The following is a 15,121-nucleotide window of genomic DNA, read 5'->3' on the forward strand; positions in this document are numbered from 1 at the left end:
CCAAGGGTTCAACTGAAGTGCGTCAGCACGCCGGCGATGGTCGCCGTCATGAAGGTGGCAATGGTACCGCCCAGCACCGCGCGCAGGCCGAACTTGGCCAGATCGTGGCGACGTTCCGGAGCCAGGCCGCCGATGCCGCCGATCTGGATCGCGATCGAGCTGAAGTTGGCAAAGCCGCACAGCGCGTAGGTGGCGATCAGGCGACCCTCTTCGGACAGGCTCACGCCGGCCACCTGGCCGTTCACGATCTGCGACAGCTCGGTGTAGGCCACGAACTCGTTGATCACGACCTTCTGGCCGATCAGCGAGCCGACGGTGGTGGCATCAGCCCACGGGGTGCCGATCACCCAGGCAATCGGGGCCAGCACGTAACCGAAGATGGTCGACAGGTTGGTCGGCTTGCCGATGGCGGCGGCCAGGCCGGTCACATCGCCGATCCAGGTCAGCGGTGCATTCAGCAGCGCGATCAGGGCGATGAAGGCCAGCAGCATCGCGCCGATGTTCAGCGCCAGCTTCAGGCCGTCACCGGCACCGGCGGCGGCCGCGTCGATGATGTTGCTGGAGGTCTTCTCCACTTCCATCTTCACGGTGCCGCGGGTCAGCGGGGTGCCGGTTTCCGGGATCAGCAGCTTGGCCACGACCAGGGTGGCCGGTGCGGCCATGATGCTCGCCGCCAGCAGGTGCTTGGCGTAGAAGGCCTGCTGCGCCGGGTCGCCACCGCCGAGCATGCCCACGTAGGCCGCCAGCACGCCACCGGCGATGTGGGCCATGCCGCCGATCATCATGGTCAGCAGCTCGGACTGGGTCATCTTGGCGATGTACGGGCGCACGGTCAGCGGCGCCTCGGTCTGGCCGATGAAGACGCTGGCGCAGACGCTGGTGGTTTCCGCGCCGGACACGCGCATCACCTTGGTGATCGACCATGCCATCACGCGCACGATCGCCTGCATGACGTTGAGGTGGTACATCACCCCCATCAGCGCCGAGAAGAAGATGATGGTCGGCAGCACCTGGAAGGCGAAGATGAAGCCGTAGTTCTTGGTGTCCATCAACGAGCCGAAGATGAAGCCCGAACCTTCGTTGACGAAGCTGAGAACCTTGACGAAGCCCTTGCCCAGCGCATCGAACACGTCGCGGCCGCCCGGCACCAGGATCACCAGCGCCGCGAACGCGATCTGCAGGGTGATACCGGTGGCAACCAGCTTCCAGTCAACCGCGCGCTTGTTGTTGGAAAACAACCAGGTGATGCCGATCAGCACCGCCAACCCGAACAGGCCGAAGCCGATCCTGCCCAAACCTTCGACCATGTGAGTGACTCCCCTGGGGCGTCGCGAAAAACGGGAAGCCTAGTGCAGGGCAGGGGCCGGGGCAAGAAAAAGCAGCGTGCGCGCACCCATCGGTACCGATCAGGCCAGCAACGGCAAGGGCTTGCGGCCGGCGGCGGCAGGTAGAATGGGGCTCGATCCCGGCCCGGATGCGGGCCCGCAGCAGGAGATTTGCATGCAATACCGTCGCCTGGGCTCCACCGGCCTGCCGATTTCCGCCCTGTCCTTCGGCGCCTGGGTGACCTTCGGTGACCAGATCCCGCGCGACGAGGCCCGCAACCTGGTGGCTGCCGCCTGGGACCATGGCGTCAACTTCTTCGACAACGCCGAGGGCTATGCCAACGGCCGCGCCGAACAGGTGATGGGCGATGTGATCGCCGACCTGCGCCTGCCGCGCGATGGCATCTGCGTCTCCAGCAAGGTGTTCTTCGGCAGCGCCAAGGACCCGCGGCCGACCCAGCGCGGCCTGTCGCGCAAGCATGTGACCGACGCCTGCCACGCTGCGCTCAAGCGCCTGCGGGTGGATTACCTGGACCTTTATTACTGCCATCGCCCGGATCCGGACGCGCCGATCGCCGAGACCGTGCATGCCATGGATACCCTGGTGCGGCAGGGCAAGATCCTCTACTGGGGGACCTCGGAGTGGTCGGCGGTGCAGATCCAGCAGGCGCTGGACATCGCCGAGGCGCGCAACCTGCAGGGCCCGTCGATGGAACAGCCGCAGTACAACCTGCTGCACCGCGAACGGGTCGAGGTCGAGTACGCGCCGCTGTATGCCGGTGCCGGCCTGGGCACCACCATCTTCTCGCCGCTGGCCTCGGGCCTGCTGAGCGGCAAGTACGACCAGGGCATTCCGGCCGACGCGCGGCTGGGCCGCGAGGGCATGGAATGGCTGCAGGCGCTGGTGCTGGGTGACGACACCGAGGCCCGCCTGGCCCGAGTGCGCCGTTTCAGCGAACTGGCGCGCGCACTGGGGTACCCCCCGGCCACGCTGGCCATCGCCTGGTGCCTGCGCAACCCGAACGTCTCCAGCGTGATCCTGGGCGCCAGTCGGGTCAGCCAGTTGCTGCAGAACCTGCAGGCGCTGGACGTGCTGGAGCAGGTCGACGCCGCCGGCTGGGCGCAGGTCGAAGCCGTCTTCGCCTGACAACCCTTTGTAGCGTCGAGCCGTGCTCGGCGCTACAAAGGCACCGTGCCCACCATTTGATTGATGATATCTATCGAATTCGCGGATTCGATCATTAATCTCATCAATGAAATTGAGAATGGTTGTTGATTGTCAACTGAGAATCATTATCATTTAACTCGTCCCTCGCACGAGTCCAGATGCTCATGAATGCTCAACCTGTACTGCTGCGCCCCGAAACGCTGACCCTCCGCGATCGTCCGGTCCGTGTCGTTCCGCCGGAAGAGGTCATCGACAGCGAAGCCCTGCTCAAGGGCCGTCGTGAAATCCTGATCCAGCACGGCGACCGCTTCTACCGCCTGCGGCACACCAGCAACGACAAGCTGATCCTGACCAAGTAATCGCGGCCTGGTCGCCCGCCCCCCTCCCTCCTGCCGGCTGCGCCGACAGGGTGGGCGACCCGTCCGCTCCCGCTCTCTCCCCCTCGGTCTACCGCGTACACCCTCCGGGTGTGCCGGTAACCGGGGGTTCCCCTGCCTGACCGAACGAACCCGATGACCCGCCAAACCGCCCTTTGCCTTGCCGTCTGGATGGCCCTGCCGCTGTCCGCCCACGCTGCTGCCGCGGCCACCGCCGCACCCGACGCGCGCGAATTCGACCGCGTGCAGGTCACTGCCACCCGTACCGAGCGGGCGGTGAGCGATGTGGCGGCCACCGTGGACGTCATCGACCGCGAGCAGATGGACCGGCACCTGGTGCAGGACATCAAGGATCTGCTGCGCTACGAGCCGGGCCTGTCGGTCAGCCGCAGCGCCGCGCGCTTCGGCCTCGGCAGCATCCGCATCCGTGGCCTGGACGGCAACCGCGTGCGTGTGCAGACCGATGGCATCGCCATGCCGACCAGCTTCAACATCGGCTCGTTCTCCAACGCCAACCGCAACTTCACCGATCTGGACACGCTCAAGCGCGTGGAGATCGTGCGCGGCCCGGCCAGCTCGCTGTACGGGTCCGATGCGCTCGGTGGTGTGGTCGCCTTCGTCACCAAGGATCCGGCCGATTACCTGAAGGATGGCAAGGACAGCTACGTCGGCCTGAAGTTCGGCTACGACGGTGAGTGGAAGGGCCTGCTCGGTGGCGTGACCAGCGCGTTCGGCGGCGAACACTGGAGTGGCATGGTCAACATCAACCATCGCCAGGGCCAGGAAACCGACAACAAGGGCGACGTGCGCAGCCTCGACAACACCCGCACCGCGCCCAACCCGCAGGACCGCGATGGCCGCAGTGGCCTGGCCAAGCTGGTCTATGCACCCAGCGAGGACCAGCGCTTCCGGCTGACCGTGGAAGGCAACGAAGACAACACCGATACCAACGTGCTGTCCTCGATCGACCGCACCACCACCACCGGCATGAAGGCGCGCGACACGCAGAACCGCACCCGCGTGTCGTTCGCCCATGAAATGGATGCGCTGGACAAGGGCTTCGCCGACAGCCTGCATTGGCAGCTGTATACCCAGCACAGTGAAACCACCCAGATCACCGATGAGGACCGCGCCAACCGCAGTCGCCGCCACCGCGAGTTCAACTTCGACCAGCGCGTGTACGGCCTGCAGGCGCAGTTCAACAAAGCGTTCAGTACCGGCAGCGTCGAACACGCGCTGACCTACGGCTTCGAGGGCGCGCGCACCGAGATCCGCCAGAAGCGCGACGGCTACCAGGTGCTGGCCAATGGCCAGACCAGCACCACCATCCTGCCCGACGCCTTCCCGGTCCGCGATTTCCCGATCAGCAAGACCACCGAGCTGGGCCTGTACGCACAGGATGAAATGCGCATGGCCAACGGCAAGCTGTCGCTGGTGCCGGGCGTGCGCGTGGACCGCTACGAACTGAAGCCGGAGGTGGACAGCATCTTTGCCGAAGACAATCCCGGTGTTGCGGTGGCCAAGCTGACCAAGACCAGCGTGTCGCCGAAGCTGGGCATGGTCTATCGATTCACCGACGAATGGTCGCTGTTCGCGGGCTACTCGCATGGCTTCCGCTCGCCGCCGTACAACGACGTCAACCTGGGCTTCACCAACTTCGCCTTCGGTTACACCGCCATTCCCAATCCGGACCTGAAGCCGGAAACCAGTGACGGCATGGAACTGGGCCTGCGCTTCCTGTCGCCGGCGGCCTACGTCAGCCTCAGCGGCTACTACAACGAGTACAAGGACTTCATCGAGTCGCAGTCGCTGGTCGGTACCAACGCACAGGGCCTGATGGTGTTCCAGTCGCGCAACATCGCCGATGCGCGCATCTACGGTGCCGAGATGAAGGCCGGCGTCGACTTCGGCCAGATCAGCCCGGCGCTGCAGGGTTGGGCGCTGCGCAGTTCGGTGGCGTGGTCGCGCGGCGACAACAAGACCGAAGACACGCCGCTGGATTCGGTCGACCCGCTGCGTGGCACCGTCGGCCTGATGTACGACACCGATACCTGGGGCGTCGAACTGGCCGGTACCTTCGTCAAGCGCAAGGACCGCGTCACCGCGGCCACGGTGTACCGTCCGGCCGGCTACGGCGTGGCCGACCTGATGGCGCACTGGAACTTCGCCCCGGGCGCGACCTTCAACGTCGGCGTGTTCAACCTGGGCGACAAGCGCTACATCGACTGGTCCAACGTGGGTTCGACGCTGTCGCCGACCAGCCGCGTGCTGGACCGCTATACCAGCCCGGGCCGCACCCTCTCCGCAAGCCTTGCCGTTTCCTGGTGACCTCATGAGCCGAGCCTTGTCCGCACGCAGGAACGACGCCATCGCCGCGCAGGGCAGCGCGGCCTGGCCGACGCCGGCACAGCTGGCCACGCTCGGCACCGTGTTGTGCCTGTACCGCGCCGACGGCAACGAGCTCGGTGGCTGGCGCCAGGCAGTACGCGTGCATGCCTGCCAGGGCGTGGACAGCGAGGGCGTGCGCGAAAGCCTGTGTTTCCTTGATGCCCGCGGCCGTTGTGTGTGGCGCCTGTACCTGCTGCCCGACAGCGATTTCCTGGCCTGGGACCGGCTGGTCGCGGCGTTGCCGCCGGGCCCGGAACATGACAGCGATGGCAGTGTCGGCGAACGCCTGTGGCGGCGCCTGGCCGGGCACCTCGGCGGCCAGCGCTGGCGCCTGTGCACGCTGCGCCTGCATGCCGCCGACGATGGCCGCACCCTCGCTGCGAGCCTGTCGACGTTGTCCTCGCTGGGCGCAGCCACTGCGCGTCGCATCGCGCGGCTGGAAGGCGCCGAGGGCGAGCTGGCCATCGACGACTGCTGCTGCGCCGACGCCGCGCGTCGCCCGGCGCCGCGGGTTCCCGGCGACCTGCCGCTGATCCGGCTGTGACCCTTTCCTGATGGAACGCCTGTCGGCCACGGACGGCCTCTCACTACATCTGCAACCCCGAAGGAAGACCCCGATGAAGTTCCAGACAGCCAGCGTCATGCTGCTGCTCGCCGCCAGCGGCGTGGCCAGCGCGCAGCCCTCCGACATCGCCCGCGACCACGACAGCATCCTCGCCATGCAGGGCGAGTACACCGTCGATTTCGCCTTCGACGAGACCGTGCTGCTCAAGCCCGGCTACGAGCGTGCGCCGGCGATGCGCAGCGGCGGCAACGAGCTGGTCATCGTGGTCGAGGACACCCCCAGGCGCATCGTGCTGCAGCACCTGCTGCTGGACGAGAAGAGCGGCCACATCACCAAGCACTGGCGCCAGGACTGGGTCTACGAAGCGCCGAACCGCTTCGAGTTCAGTGCCGACCAGACCTGGCAGGTGCGCAGCATCCCGGCAGCCGTGAACAAGGGCGCCTGGACCCAGTGCGTGTACGAAGTGAGCGATGCACCGCGCTACTGCGGCACCGGCACCTGGACCTACACCAACAACGTGCCGACCTGGACCAGCGACCTCAGCTGGCGCCCATTGCCGCGTCGTGAATACACCAAGCGCAGCGACTACAACGCGCTGGCCGTGGTCAACCGCCACACGCTCACGCCCAATGGCTGGACCCACGAGCAGTTCAACACCAAGGTGCAGCGTAACGCCGACGGCAGCCAGGTGGAGATCGCCCGCGAGTTCGGCTTCAACGACTACGTGAAGACCACCGAGATCGACTTCACTCCGGCCCGCGACTACTGGAAGGCCACCGCCGGTTACTGGGCCAAGGTGCGCCAGCGCTGGGACGGCTTCCTCGGCCAGGCCCCGGGCGTGCACCTGAAGACCAAGCTCGACGGCATGGCGATGATCATCCCGCTGTTCACCCAGGCTGAAGAGATCCAGTCCGGCAAGAAGGTGAAGGACAAGCAGATCGACGAGGTGTTCGCCAAGTACGTTGAGAAGGCGCCGAAGGAAGGCTGATCGCCACGGCGCCGGTGGGTGCCGGGTTTGCCCGGCACCGCATCCACGCATGGCGTGGATCTACTGACCTTTGCCTCGCACTCAGGACGCCGGTCCACCCAGCGTGGTCAGGTCCAGTCCGGCGTCCTGGAACCTACGCAGGGTGGCCTGCAGGCTCGCCTCGTCATCGCGCGTACGGACGCCCATGATGGCGTCGCTGCAGCGCGCGCGGTCCGTGCTGCACGCCTGCGGGTCGGGCAGCAGCAGCGCGGTCTGCGCGACCAGGATCGCCATGTGCGCCACTTCCTTTCTCGGCGTTGGTTGCCCCCGGTAGAAGCGGTCGAACTCCGCGCGCAGGTCGGCCAGCACCTCGGCATCACCACGCGCGTGCGCTGCATCGGCCGGAACCAGATAGGTCTGGCGGCCCTCATGGAAGGCGCGCACCTCATCGGCCAGTACCGTTTCCAGCACGAAGGCCTGCACCGGGTCCAGGACATGGCCCACCGCAGTACGGGCACATGCGGGCAGCATCGCCAACACCAGCGGCACGCCGACGAGAAGCGCGCGCAGGCAGAAGCCGTGTCTCATTGCTATTCCTTGAACATCAGAAACGCCGCCACCACGATCAGCCCGAACGCGGCGTAGTGGTTCCACTTCAGCGGCTGGCCCAGGTAGAACGCGGAGAACACCGCGAACACCAGCAGCGTGATCACCTCCTGCATGCCCTTCAGCTGCGGCGCCGAATACACCGCGCTGCCCAGCCGGTTGCCGGGCACCTGCAGGCAGTACTCGAAGAAGGCGATGCCCCAGCTGACCAGGATGACCATCATCAGCGGCGCGCTTTTGTACTTCAGGTGGCCGTACCAGGCGAAGGTCATGAAGATGTTGCTGCCGAGCAGCAGCAACACCGGGTAGAGGTAAGCGGCGAACGACGTGCCGGGCATCCGGGCGATCTCGTGGGGTGGGGCGCGCAGCATAGCGCCGGCCCCACCCCGTGCGTGTCACGGCCGCGTCAGGCTTCGCGCAGTGCCAGTGCCGGCGGCGTATGCAGGATCGTCCGCGTGCCCCACCAGCCGGCCAGCAGGCTCAACCCGATGCCGGCCACGCCGCCCATCAGCAGGCCCGGCCACGGCGGCAGCAACGGCAGCTCGAACACTTTCTGCGAGACCGCCACGCCGATAGCCGCGGCGGCGCCCACCGCCAGCAACGCCGCCAGCGTGCCCAGCGCGCCGAACTCCACCAGCACCGCGCCGCGCAGCTGGCGACGGGTCGCGCCCAGCGTGCGCAGCACCGCGCTGTCGTAGCGGCGTTCGCCGGCCGTGGCCTGCAGCGCGGCCAGCAGCACCAGCACGCCGGCCAGCAGACTGAACACCATCACCAGCTGCACTGCCTGCGCCACCCGTTCCATCACATCGCGCACCTGCGAGATCACTGCGTCCACGTCCAGCAGCGACAGGTTCGGCTGCGCGCGTACCAGCTCGCCCAGTCCGGCCGCCTTGCCGGCCGGCAGATGGAACGCCGACAACAGGTTGTGCGGGGTGTCGCCCACCGCATTCGGGTTCAGCAGCACGAAGAAGTTCGGCCGGAAGGTGTTCCAGTCGGCCTTGCGCACGCTGGTCACGGTGAATTCGCGTTCCTGCTCGCCCACTGCAATGCTGATGCGGTCGCCCGGGTACACGCCGTAGCGCTTGGCCCAGCCGATTTCCACCGACGCCTCTGCCGCGGTGCTGTCGGCCTTCCAGAAGGTGCCGTTGACCAGCGTGTTGGCCGGCGGGAAGGTGCTGCGCCAGCTGAAGTTCAACGGCCGGTTCTCGTCATCGTCGTCGCGCTGGGCCTCGCTGGACGCCGGCTGCCCGTTCTGTTCCGGCGAGCGGTCCACGCGCAGCGGCGGCTTGCCGTTGATCGCGATCAGGCGGCCGGTGGCCATCGGTTCGATGCTGGCGTCGCTGGCGCCCAGTCCACGCAGCGTGGCCAGCACGCTGTCGCGCTGCTCGGGCTGGATGTTGATCAGGAAGTAGTTGGGGGTATCCGCGGGCAGGCGCTCGCGCCACTGCTGCAGCAGGCCGGGGCCGGTCACTGCCAGCAACAACAGCGCGCACAACGACAGTGACAGCCCGACCAGCTGCATCACCGCCAGCAGCCGGCGCCGGGTCAGCGCGGCCAGGCCCAGCCGCCAGTTGCCATGCAGGCGGTGCTGCAGGCCGCGCAGCAGTTGCAGCAGCACGAAGCCGGCCCCACCGGCTGCCACCGCCAGTGCGGCCAGGCCGCCCAGCACCCACAGTGCCAGTTTCAGGTCGCCGGTGACCTGCACCGCCAGCAGCAGGCTGGCGGCCAACGCCGCCACATAGGCCAGCAACGAGGCTGGCGGCAGCGCGGCGAAGGAACGGTTGAGCACGCGCATTGGCGGCACCCCGCGCAGGCGCAGCAGCGGCGGCAGGCCGAAGCCGAACAGCAGCAACAGGCCGATGCCGGCGCCGGTCAGCGCCGGCATCGCTTCCGGCAGCGGCAGCCGCTGCGGTACCAGGCTGCCCAGCACCTGCACCAGACCTTCCTGCGCGGCCATGCCCAGGCCGATGCCGAGCGCACAGGCCGGTACCGCCAGCATCAGCAGCTGCAGCGCCAGGCCCAGCAGGATGTCGCGCTGGCGCGCGCCGAGGCAGCGCAGGATCGCCACCTGGTCGATGCGGCGCAGTGCGAAGCGGTTGGCCGCCAGCGCCGTGGCCACACCGGCCAGCAGCACGGCCAGCAGTGCACTCAGGCCGAGGAAGCGCCCGGCCAGGTCGAAGGCTTGGCGCACGCCACGCTGGGTGTCGTCCACGCTCAGCAGGCGCAGGCCTTTCACCTGCGGCAGCAGCCACTGGCGCAGCGCCGCGATCGGCTCCGCCGCGCCAGCGAACATCAGCCGGTAGTTGATGCGGCTGCCGGGCCCGAGCAGTCCCGTGCCTTCCACATCAGCGCGATTGACCAGCAGGGTCGGCGAGAGCGTCAGCAGGTCGCCACCGCTGTCCGGCTCGGCTTCGATGATGCCGGCGATACGCAGCGTGCCGGCGCCGAATTCGAGGTCATCGCCGGCCTTCAGCCCCAGCCCCTGCAGCAGGCGTGGGTCGGCGTAGGCCTGGCCCTTGGGCGGCATGCCGGCATCGGCGATCAGTGCACCGCCGGGCGTGGCCCGTACCCGCAGCGTGCCACGCAGCGGATAGCCCGCCTGCACGGCCTTGATGCTGGCCATCTGGCTGGCATCGCCGTTGAACAGCACGCTGCCGAAACTGGCGATGCGGGTGTAGGCCAGTCCACGCCTCTGTGCCTCTTCGGCGAATGCCTGCGGCGGGTCGTCGCGGCCGGCGATGCCGAGGTCGCCGCCAAGCATTTCCGCTGCACTGCCGGTCAGCGCCAGGTTGACCCGGTTCACCAGCGTGCCCACCGCGGTCATCACCGCCACGCCCAGCACCAGCGCGGCGAACACGGTCAGCAGGTCGCCGGCCAGGGCCTCGCGGCGCAGCGCGCGCCACGCGTGGCGCAGCACGTTCATGCCTGTGCCCCACGCTCGACCGGCAACAGGCGGCCGTCGTCGATGCGGTGGATGTACTGGCAGCGCTGGGCCAGGCGCAGGTCGTGGGTGACCAGCACCAGGGTGGTGCCGCTGCCGGCATTGAGCTCGAACAGCAGGTCGCTGATGTGCTGGCCGGTGGCGTGGTCCAGCGAGCCGGTCGGTTCGTCGGCGAACAGGATGCGCGGGCGGGTGACGAAGGCACGTGCCAACGCCACGCGCTGCTGCTCGCCGCCGGACAGCTGGCGCGGGTAGTGGCGGGCACGATGGGCCAGGCCGACCTGCGCCAGCACCTCGTCCACCCGCACGCGGTCCTCGCGCCCGGCCAGTTCCAGCGGCAGTGCGACGTTCTCGGCGGCGGTCAGTGCCGGCAGCAGGTGGAAGCTCTGGAACACGAAGCCGACTTCGCGCGCGCGCAGCTGCGCACGCGCCTCTTCATCGAGATCGCCCAGATCCTGGCCGGACAGCGCGATGCGGCCGCGGCTGGGCAGGTCCAGCCCGGCCAGCAGGCCGAGCAGGGTGGTCTTGCCGGAACCGGAGGCGCCGACGATGGCCGCGCTGGTCCCTTCATGGACGGTCAGGGTGATGTTGTCCAGTATGTGGACTTCACCCTCCGGGCCCTGCACGGATTTGCCGACCTGGTCGACGGCGATGGCGACGGACGCGCTGCGGGGGGACAGGCTGTCGATGAGGAGACTCCAATGCGCAAGACGGGATGGAGCCGGCGAGCCGGCGCGATGATGGTGCTGCTGCTAGGGTTCCTGCTGCTGCCCGGGCTGGCCTGTGCCAAAGGTCCGGCCGGCACCGTGCTGGTGCTCGGCGACAGCCTCAGTGCTGCCCACAATATCCCTGCCGACGCCGGCTGGGTCAGCCTGCTGCAGCAGCGGGTCAGGCAGCAGTCGAAAACCCCGGCGCGGATCGTCAATGCCAGCATGAGCGGGGAAACCACCGCCGGCGCGCTGACCCGCCTGCCGGGCCTGCTGGCGAAGGAAAAGCCGACCGTGGTGGTGATCGCGCTGGGCGGCAATGACGCGCTGCGCGGGCTGACCCCGGCGCAGGTGCAGGGCAACCTTGAAAAAATGGTGCAGGCCAGCCAGAAGGCCGGTGCCAAGGTGCTGCTGCTGGGCATCGACGTACCGCCCAACTATGGGCCGGCCTATCGCCAGCGCCTGGCGGCGGCCTACAAGGCGCTGGCCACGCAGTACAAGGTGCCGCTGCTGCCGTTCCTGCTGGAGGGCGTGGCCCTGCAGCCGGGCATGATGCAGGCCGATGGCCTGCACCCCACGGCACAGGCGCAGCCGAAGGTGCTGGACAACGTCTGGCCGCTGCTCAGGCCGCTGCTCTGAACCATTTGATTTCCTCTTGACGGAACTTCACATCACGTCCACCGTCGATCCGGCATGTTTCACAAAGCTGAAGTTAGAGGGAATCACATGCGTCAGACGAAGGAGACTTCCGGCTTGGTGCTGGTGGTCGAAGACAACCGCAACATCTCCGAGATGATCGGGGAATACCTGGAAGGTCGCGGCTTCGAAGTCGACTATGCACAGGACGGCCTGGATGGCTACCGCCTCGCGGCGGAAAACAGCTATGACGTCGTGGTGCTCGATCTCATGTTGCCGCGCCTGGATGGCATCGAAGTATGCCGTCGCCTGCGCAACGATGCGCGCAAGTCCACACCGGTGCTGATGCTCACGGCACGCGACACCCTGGACGACAAGCTCACCGGGCTGGGTTTCGGCGCCGATGACTACCTGACCAAGCCGTTCGCGATCCAGGAGCTGGAAGCCCGCCTGCGCGCGCTGATCCGTCGCGAACGTCGCCAGGTCGGTTCGGAGGTGCTGAAGGTGGCCGACCTGGTGCTCGACCCGGTCAGCATGCGGGCGACCCGTGCCGGCACCGAGCTGCAGCTGTCGCCGATCGGCCTGCGCCTGCTGACCATCCTGATGCGCGAATCGCCGCGCGTGGTCACCCGCCAGGAGATCGAACGCGAGATCTGGGGCAATGGCCTGCCGGATTCGGACACCCTGCGCAGCCATCTGTACAACCTGCGCAAGATCATCGACAAGCCGTTCGACCGTCCGCTGCTGCACACCGTGCAGAGCGCCGGCTACCGCATTGCCGATATCGCCCAGCCGATGGCCTGATCGAGGCCCGTGCCGGTGCAGCTGCAGGCCCGGCCGGGCAACGGCCATGCACGGAGCAGGGGATGACCGGCCGGCGTTGCCGCCGGTCATCGTCCGTGCACGACTACGGCGCAGTGCGCTGCCTATAATCGCAGCGCTCTGACCGGGACCCCGCAATGCCGCACGGCCTGCCGCGCAAGATCCGTATCGCCTTCATCCTGCAGGCAGTTCTGGCCAGCCTGGGCATCCTGCTCGGTGCCTGGCTGGTCTCGCTGGTGATCAAGCACAGCCTGGTCGGCGCGGCCCTGCGCGAGGAAGCGGCGTACTACTGGACGCTGCACGAGGCCTCGCCGGTGCAGCCGCCACCCAACACCCAGAACATCCGCGGCTACCTGCTGGAAAGCGGGCAGTCGGCGCTGTCGTTGCCGGCCAACCTGCGCAACCTGGAACCCGGTTTCCACGAACTGCCCAAGGATGACCAGCTGGTGCTGGTCGATGTGCGCCCGGCCGGCCGCCTGTACCTGGTATTCCTGCGATCGCGCGCGGAAATGCTGGCCTTCTGGTTCGGCATCGTGCCGGTGCTGCTGACCTTGCTGGCGGTGTATGGCGCCAGCTGGGTCACCTACCGGGCCTCCAAGCGCCTGGTGTCGCCGGTGAACTGGCTGGCGCGGCGCGTCTCGCGCTGGGACCCTGGCCACCCGGAGGCGGCCGACCTGGAGCCGAACAAGCTGCCCGCGGACATGCAGGGCGAGACCCGGCAGCTGGCGGCCGCGCTGCATTCGCTGGCCAACCGGGTCAGCGCGCATGTGGCCCGCGAGCGCAACTTCACCCGTGATGCGAGCCACGAGCTGCGCACGCCGTTGACCGTCATCCGCGTGGCCAGCGACATGGCCCTGGGCGATGAAACCCTGCAGCCGCGCCTGCGCCGCAGCCTGCAGCGCATCCAGCGTGCCGGCCGTGACATGGAGGCGGTGATCGATGCGTTCCTGATCCTGGCCCGCGAGGCCGACGTCGAACCGCAGATCGAGCTGTTCGACGTCAACGACATCGTCCGCTACGAGGTGGACAACGCCAACGAGCTGCTGGGCAATCGGCCGGTATCTGTGCACCTGCACAGCGAGGGCCCGGTGCAGCTGCACGCGCCGCCGCGGGTGCTGCAGGTGGTGGTCAGCAACCTGGTGCGCAACGCCTGCAGCTACACCGACGAAGGGCGTATCGACGTGTACGTGCTCAATGACCGGGTGGTGGTGCGCGACACCGGCATCGGCATGTCCGCCGAGGCGCTGTCGCGCGCGTTCGAGCCGTTCTACCGCGCTGAGCCAAGCCGCCCGCAGGGCACCGGCCTGGGCCTGTCGATCGTACGTCGGCTGTGCGACCGCTTCGGCTGGAAAGTCAGCCTGGCCAGCGAGCCGGGCAAGGGCACCGAAGCCACGGTGATCTTCCGGTAGTGGGCTTTGGCCGGGCTGCGCCCGGCACCCGCCGAGGCAACATCAACATCAAAAGCGGGCATTCCGAGGAGTGGCGGGGCGGCGTGGGTGTGCAGGACACGCCGTAAACCCATCCATGGGGGCTCGATGGCGCCATCCATGGCGCCAACGGTCCTGCACACCCACACCGCCCCGCCTTCGACAGTTCCCCGCGATCCGCAGTGGATCCATGCCATGCGTGGATGAATTCAGTAGATCCACGCCATGCGTGGATAGTGTTGCGGCAGCGCCGGGCCATGCCCGGCGCACGTCCGCCTCAGTTGCAGTTGACCTTCGGCGCCAACGCCCTGGTCCAGATCGCATACCCGGCCGGGGTCATGTGCAGCATGTCCTCGCGGAACAGCGTCGCGTCGGGCTGTCCATCGGCGCCGAGCATCGGCGTGTAGATGTCGGTGAAGCCGGTATTGGGCAGCTTGGCCAGCGCGGCCTTGATCAGGGTGTTGGCTTCGTTGATCGCCGGCAGCAGGTGCGCGCGCGACGGGCTCGGCTTGATCGACAGGTACTCTACCTTGGTCTTCGGCAGGTCGCGATGCACGCGCTGCACGAAGGCGACCACGTCGTCGCGCACCTGCACGGCGCTGCGGCCGCTGTTGAGATCGTTGTCGCCGGCGTAGAAGAACACCTTGCACGGCGCATAGGGCACCACGATGCGGTCGGCGTACCAGGTGCTGTCGCGCACTTCCGAACCGCCGAAGCCGCGGTTGAACACCGGTTGGCCGGGGAAGTCGGTGGCCAGGCTCTCCCAGAAGCGGATCGAGGAGCTGCCGATGAACTCGATGCCACCACGCGGCGGCGGGTTGGCTTGGTCGGCGCTGGCGAAGCGGGCCATGTCGCCGGCCCAGGCCACGTTGGACACCTGTTCGGGCACCTGCGGCGGCTTGGCCGGGCTCAGGGCCTGGGCCAGCGGTGCGGCAGTCAGCAGGCCCAGCATCAGCAGGCAGGTACGGCGACGGGACATCAGGCGCTCCAGCAGGCAAGGGGGCCTCCATCATAGGAGCACAGCCCAGCCCGGTGCTTGCCCCTGGCAGGCCGTTCAGCGGGCCGGCGCGGGGTGCGGTTGGCGGCCTTGTGGCAAAATGGCGGCCATCTGCCTATTCCTGTGCACCCATGATTCCCTGCCGTGCGTCTGAGCGGTCGCTGCGCCGCGCCCCTGTTGCTGGATGTTCCACCC

General features: G+C 67.8%; 14 protein-coding genes. 8 read left to right on the forward strand and 6 right to left on the reverse strand.

What is annotated here, in order from left to right:
- Window positions 1-8: 8 nt before the first annotated feature.
- Window positions 9-1,307: a NupC/NupG family nucleoside CNT transporter gene (locus ACZK1G_RS03585; RefSeq protein ID WP_049444396.1), complete on the reverse strand. Its 1,299-nt coding sequence runs from the start codon at window positions 1,305-1,307 to the stop codon at window positions 9-11.
- Between the two features lie 193 nt (window positions 1,308-1,500).
- On the opposite strand from ACZK1G_RS03585, the gene ACZK1G_RS03590 reads away from it, so the two are divergent.
- From ACZK1G_RS03590 to ACZK1G_RS03610, 5 genes are all read left to right on the forward strand, one after another.
- Window positions 1,501-2,472 carry an aldo/keto reductase gene (locus tag ACZK1G_RS03590; RefSeq protein WP_049444479.1) on the forward strand — a complete coding sequence of 324 codons (972 nt, stop codon included), beginning with the start codon at window positions 1,501-1,503 and terminating at the stop codon, window positions 2,470-2,472.
- A 185-nt stretch (window positions 2,473-2,657) separates the two neighbouring features.
- The gene (gene hemP / locus ACZK1G_RS03595) at window positions 2,658-2,852 is read left to right on the forward strand and encodes a hemin uptake protein HemP (protein WP_005412278.1); all 195 of its coding nucleotides are present in this window, start codon (window positions 2,658-2,660) and stop codon (window positions 2,850-2,852) included.
- A gap of 153 nt (window positions 2,853-3,005) precedes the next feature.
- Entirely contained in the window at window positions 3,006-5,198 is a 2,193-nt protein-coding gene (locus ACZK1G_RS03600; RefSeq protein ID WP_424143789.1) for a TonB-dependent hemoglobin/transferrin/lactoferrin family receptor, read from the forward strand.
- 4 nt (window positions 5,199-5,202) lie between these two features.
- Window positions 5,203-5,802 (forward strand): Hemin transport protein, encoded by a 600-nt coding sequence (locus tag ACZK1G_RS03605; protein ID WP_049444399.1) that lies wholly within the window; start codon window positions 5,203-5,205, stop codon window positions 5,800-5,802.
- Between the two features lie 73 nt (window positions 5,803-5,875).
- Window positions 5,876-6,811, forward strand: coding sequence for a DUF6607 family protein (locus ACZK1G_RS03610; RefSeq protein ID WP_049444401.1), 936 nt, complete (start codon window positions 5,876-5,878; stop codon window positions 6,809-6,811).
- 81 nt (window positions 6,812-6,892) lie between these two features.
- On the opposite strand, the gene ACZK1G_RS03615 is transcribed toward ACZK1G_RS03610, so the two are convergent.
- The 4 genes from ACZK1G_RS03615 to ACZK1G_RS03630 all read right to left on the reverse strand — a co-directional run bounded on the left by ACZK1G_RS03615 (window position 6,893) and on the right by ACZK1G_RS03630 (window position 10,963).
- A complete protein-coding gene (locus ACZK1G_RS03615; RefSeq protein WP_101764942.1) occupies window positions 6,893-7,378 on the reverse strand; it encodes a hypothetical protein in 486 nt (161 codons plus the stop codon).
- 2 nt (window positions 7,379-7,380) lie between these two features.
- Window positions 7,381-7,734 (reverse strand): DMT family protein, encoded by a 354-nt coding sequence (locus ACZK1G_RS03620; RefSeq protein ID WP_049444405.1) that lies wholly within the window; start codon window positions 7,732-7,734, stop codon window positions 7,381-7,383.
- Between the two features lie 68 nt (window positions 7,735-7,802).
- Window positions 7,803-10,319 carry an ABC transporter permease gene (locus tag ACZK1G_RS03625; RefSeq protein WP_049444407.1) on the reverse strand — a complete coding sequence of 839 codons (2,517 nt, stop codon included), beginning with the start codon at window positions 10,317-10,319 and terminating at the stop codon, window positions 7,803-7,805.
- The gene (locus ACZK1G_RS03630) at window positions 10,316-10,963 is read right to left on the reverse strand and encodes an ABC transporter ATP-binding protein (RefSeq protein ID WP_049444409.1); all 648 of its coding nucleotides are present in this window, start codon (window positions 10,961-10,963) and stop codon (window positions 10,316-10,318) included. Before ACZK1G_RS03630 ends, ACZK1G_RS03625 begins: the two co-directional genes overlap by 4 nt.
- A gap of 75 nt (window positions 10,964-11,038) precedes the next feature.
- Between ACZK1G_RS03630 and ACZK1G_RS03635 the strand changes: the two genes are divergently transcribed.
- The 3 genes from ACZK1G_RS03635 to ACZK1G_RS03645 all read left to right on the forward strand — a co-directional run bounded on the left by ACZK1G_RS03635 (window position 11,039) and on the right by ACZK1G_RS03645 (window position 13,911).
- Window positions 11,039-11,683 carry an arylesterase gene (locus tag ACZK1G_RS03635; RefSeq protein WP_049444410.1) on the forward strand — a complete coding sequence of 215 codons (645 nt, stop codon included), beginning with the start codon at window positions 11,039-11,041 and terminating at the stop codon, window positions 11,681-11,683.
- 87 nt (window positions 11,684-11,770) lie between these two features.
- A complete protein-coding gene (locus tag ACZK1G_RS03640) occupies window positions 11,771-12,484 on the forward strand; it encodes a response regulator transcription factor (RefSeq protein ID WP_002811889.1) in 714 nt (237 codons plus the stop codon).
- A gap of 155 nt (window positions 12,485-12,639) precedes the next feature.
- Window positions 12,640-13,911, forward strand: coding sequence for a sensor histidine kinase (locus ACZK1G_RS03645; protein WP_049444413.1), 1,272 nt, complete (start codon window positions 12,640-12,642; stop codon window positions 13,909-13,911).
- Window positions 13,912-14,206: 295 nt separating this feature from the next.
- Here the strand turns inward: ACZK1G_RS03645 and ACZK1G_RS03650 are convergent, their stop codons facing one another.
- The gene (locus tag ACZK1G_RS03650; RefSeq protein ID WP_049443618.1) at window positions 14,207-14,908 is read right to left on the reverse strand and encodes an SGNH/GDSL hydrolase family protein; all 702 of its coding nucleotides are present in this window, start codon (window positions 14,906-14,908) and stop codon (window positions 14,207-14,209) included.
- Window positions 14,909-15,121 lie beyond the last annotated feature (213 nt).

It is taken from the genome of Stenotrophomonas sp. 109824_Sma (genome assembly GCF_056480025.1).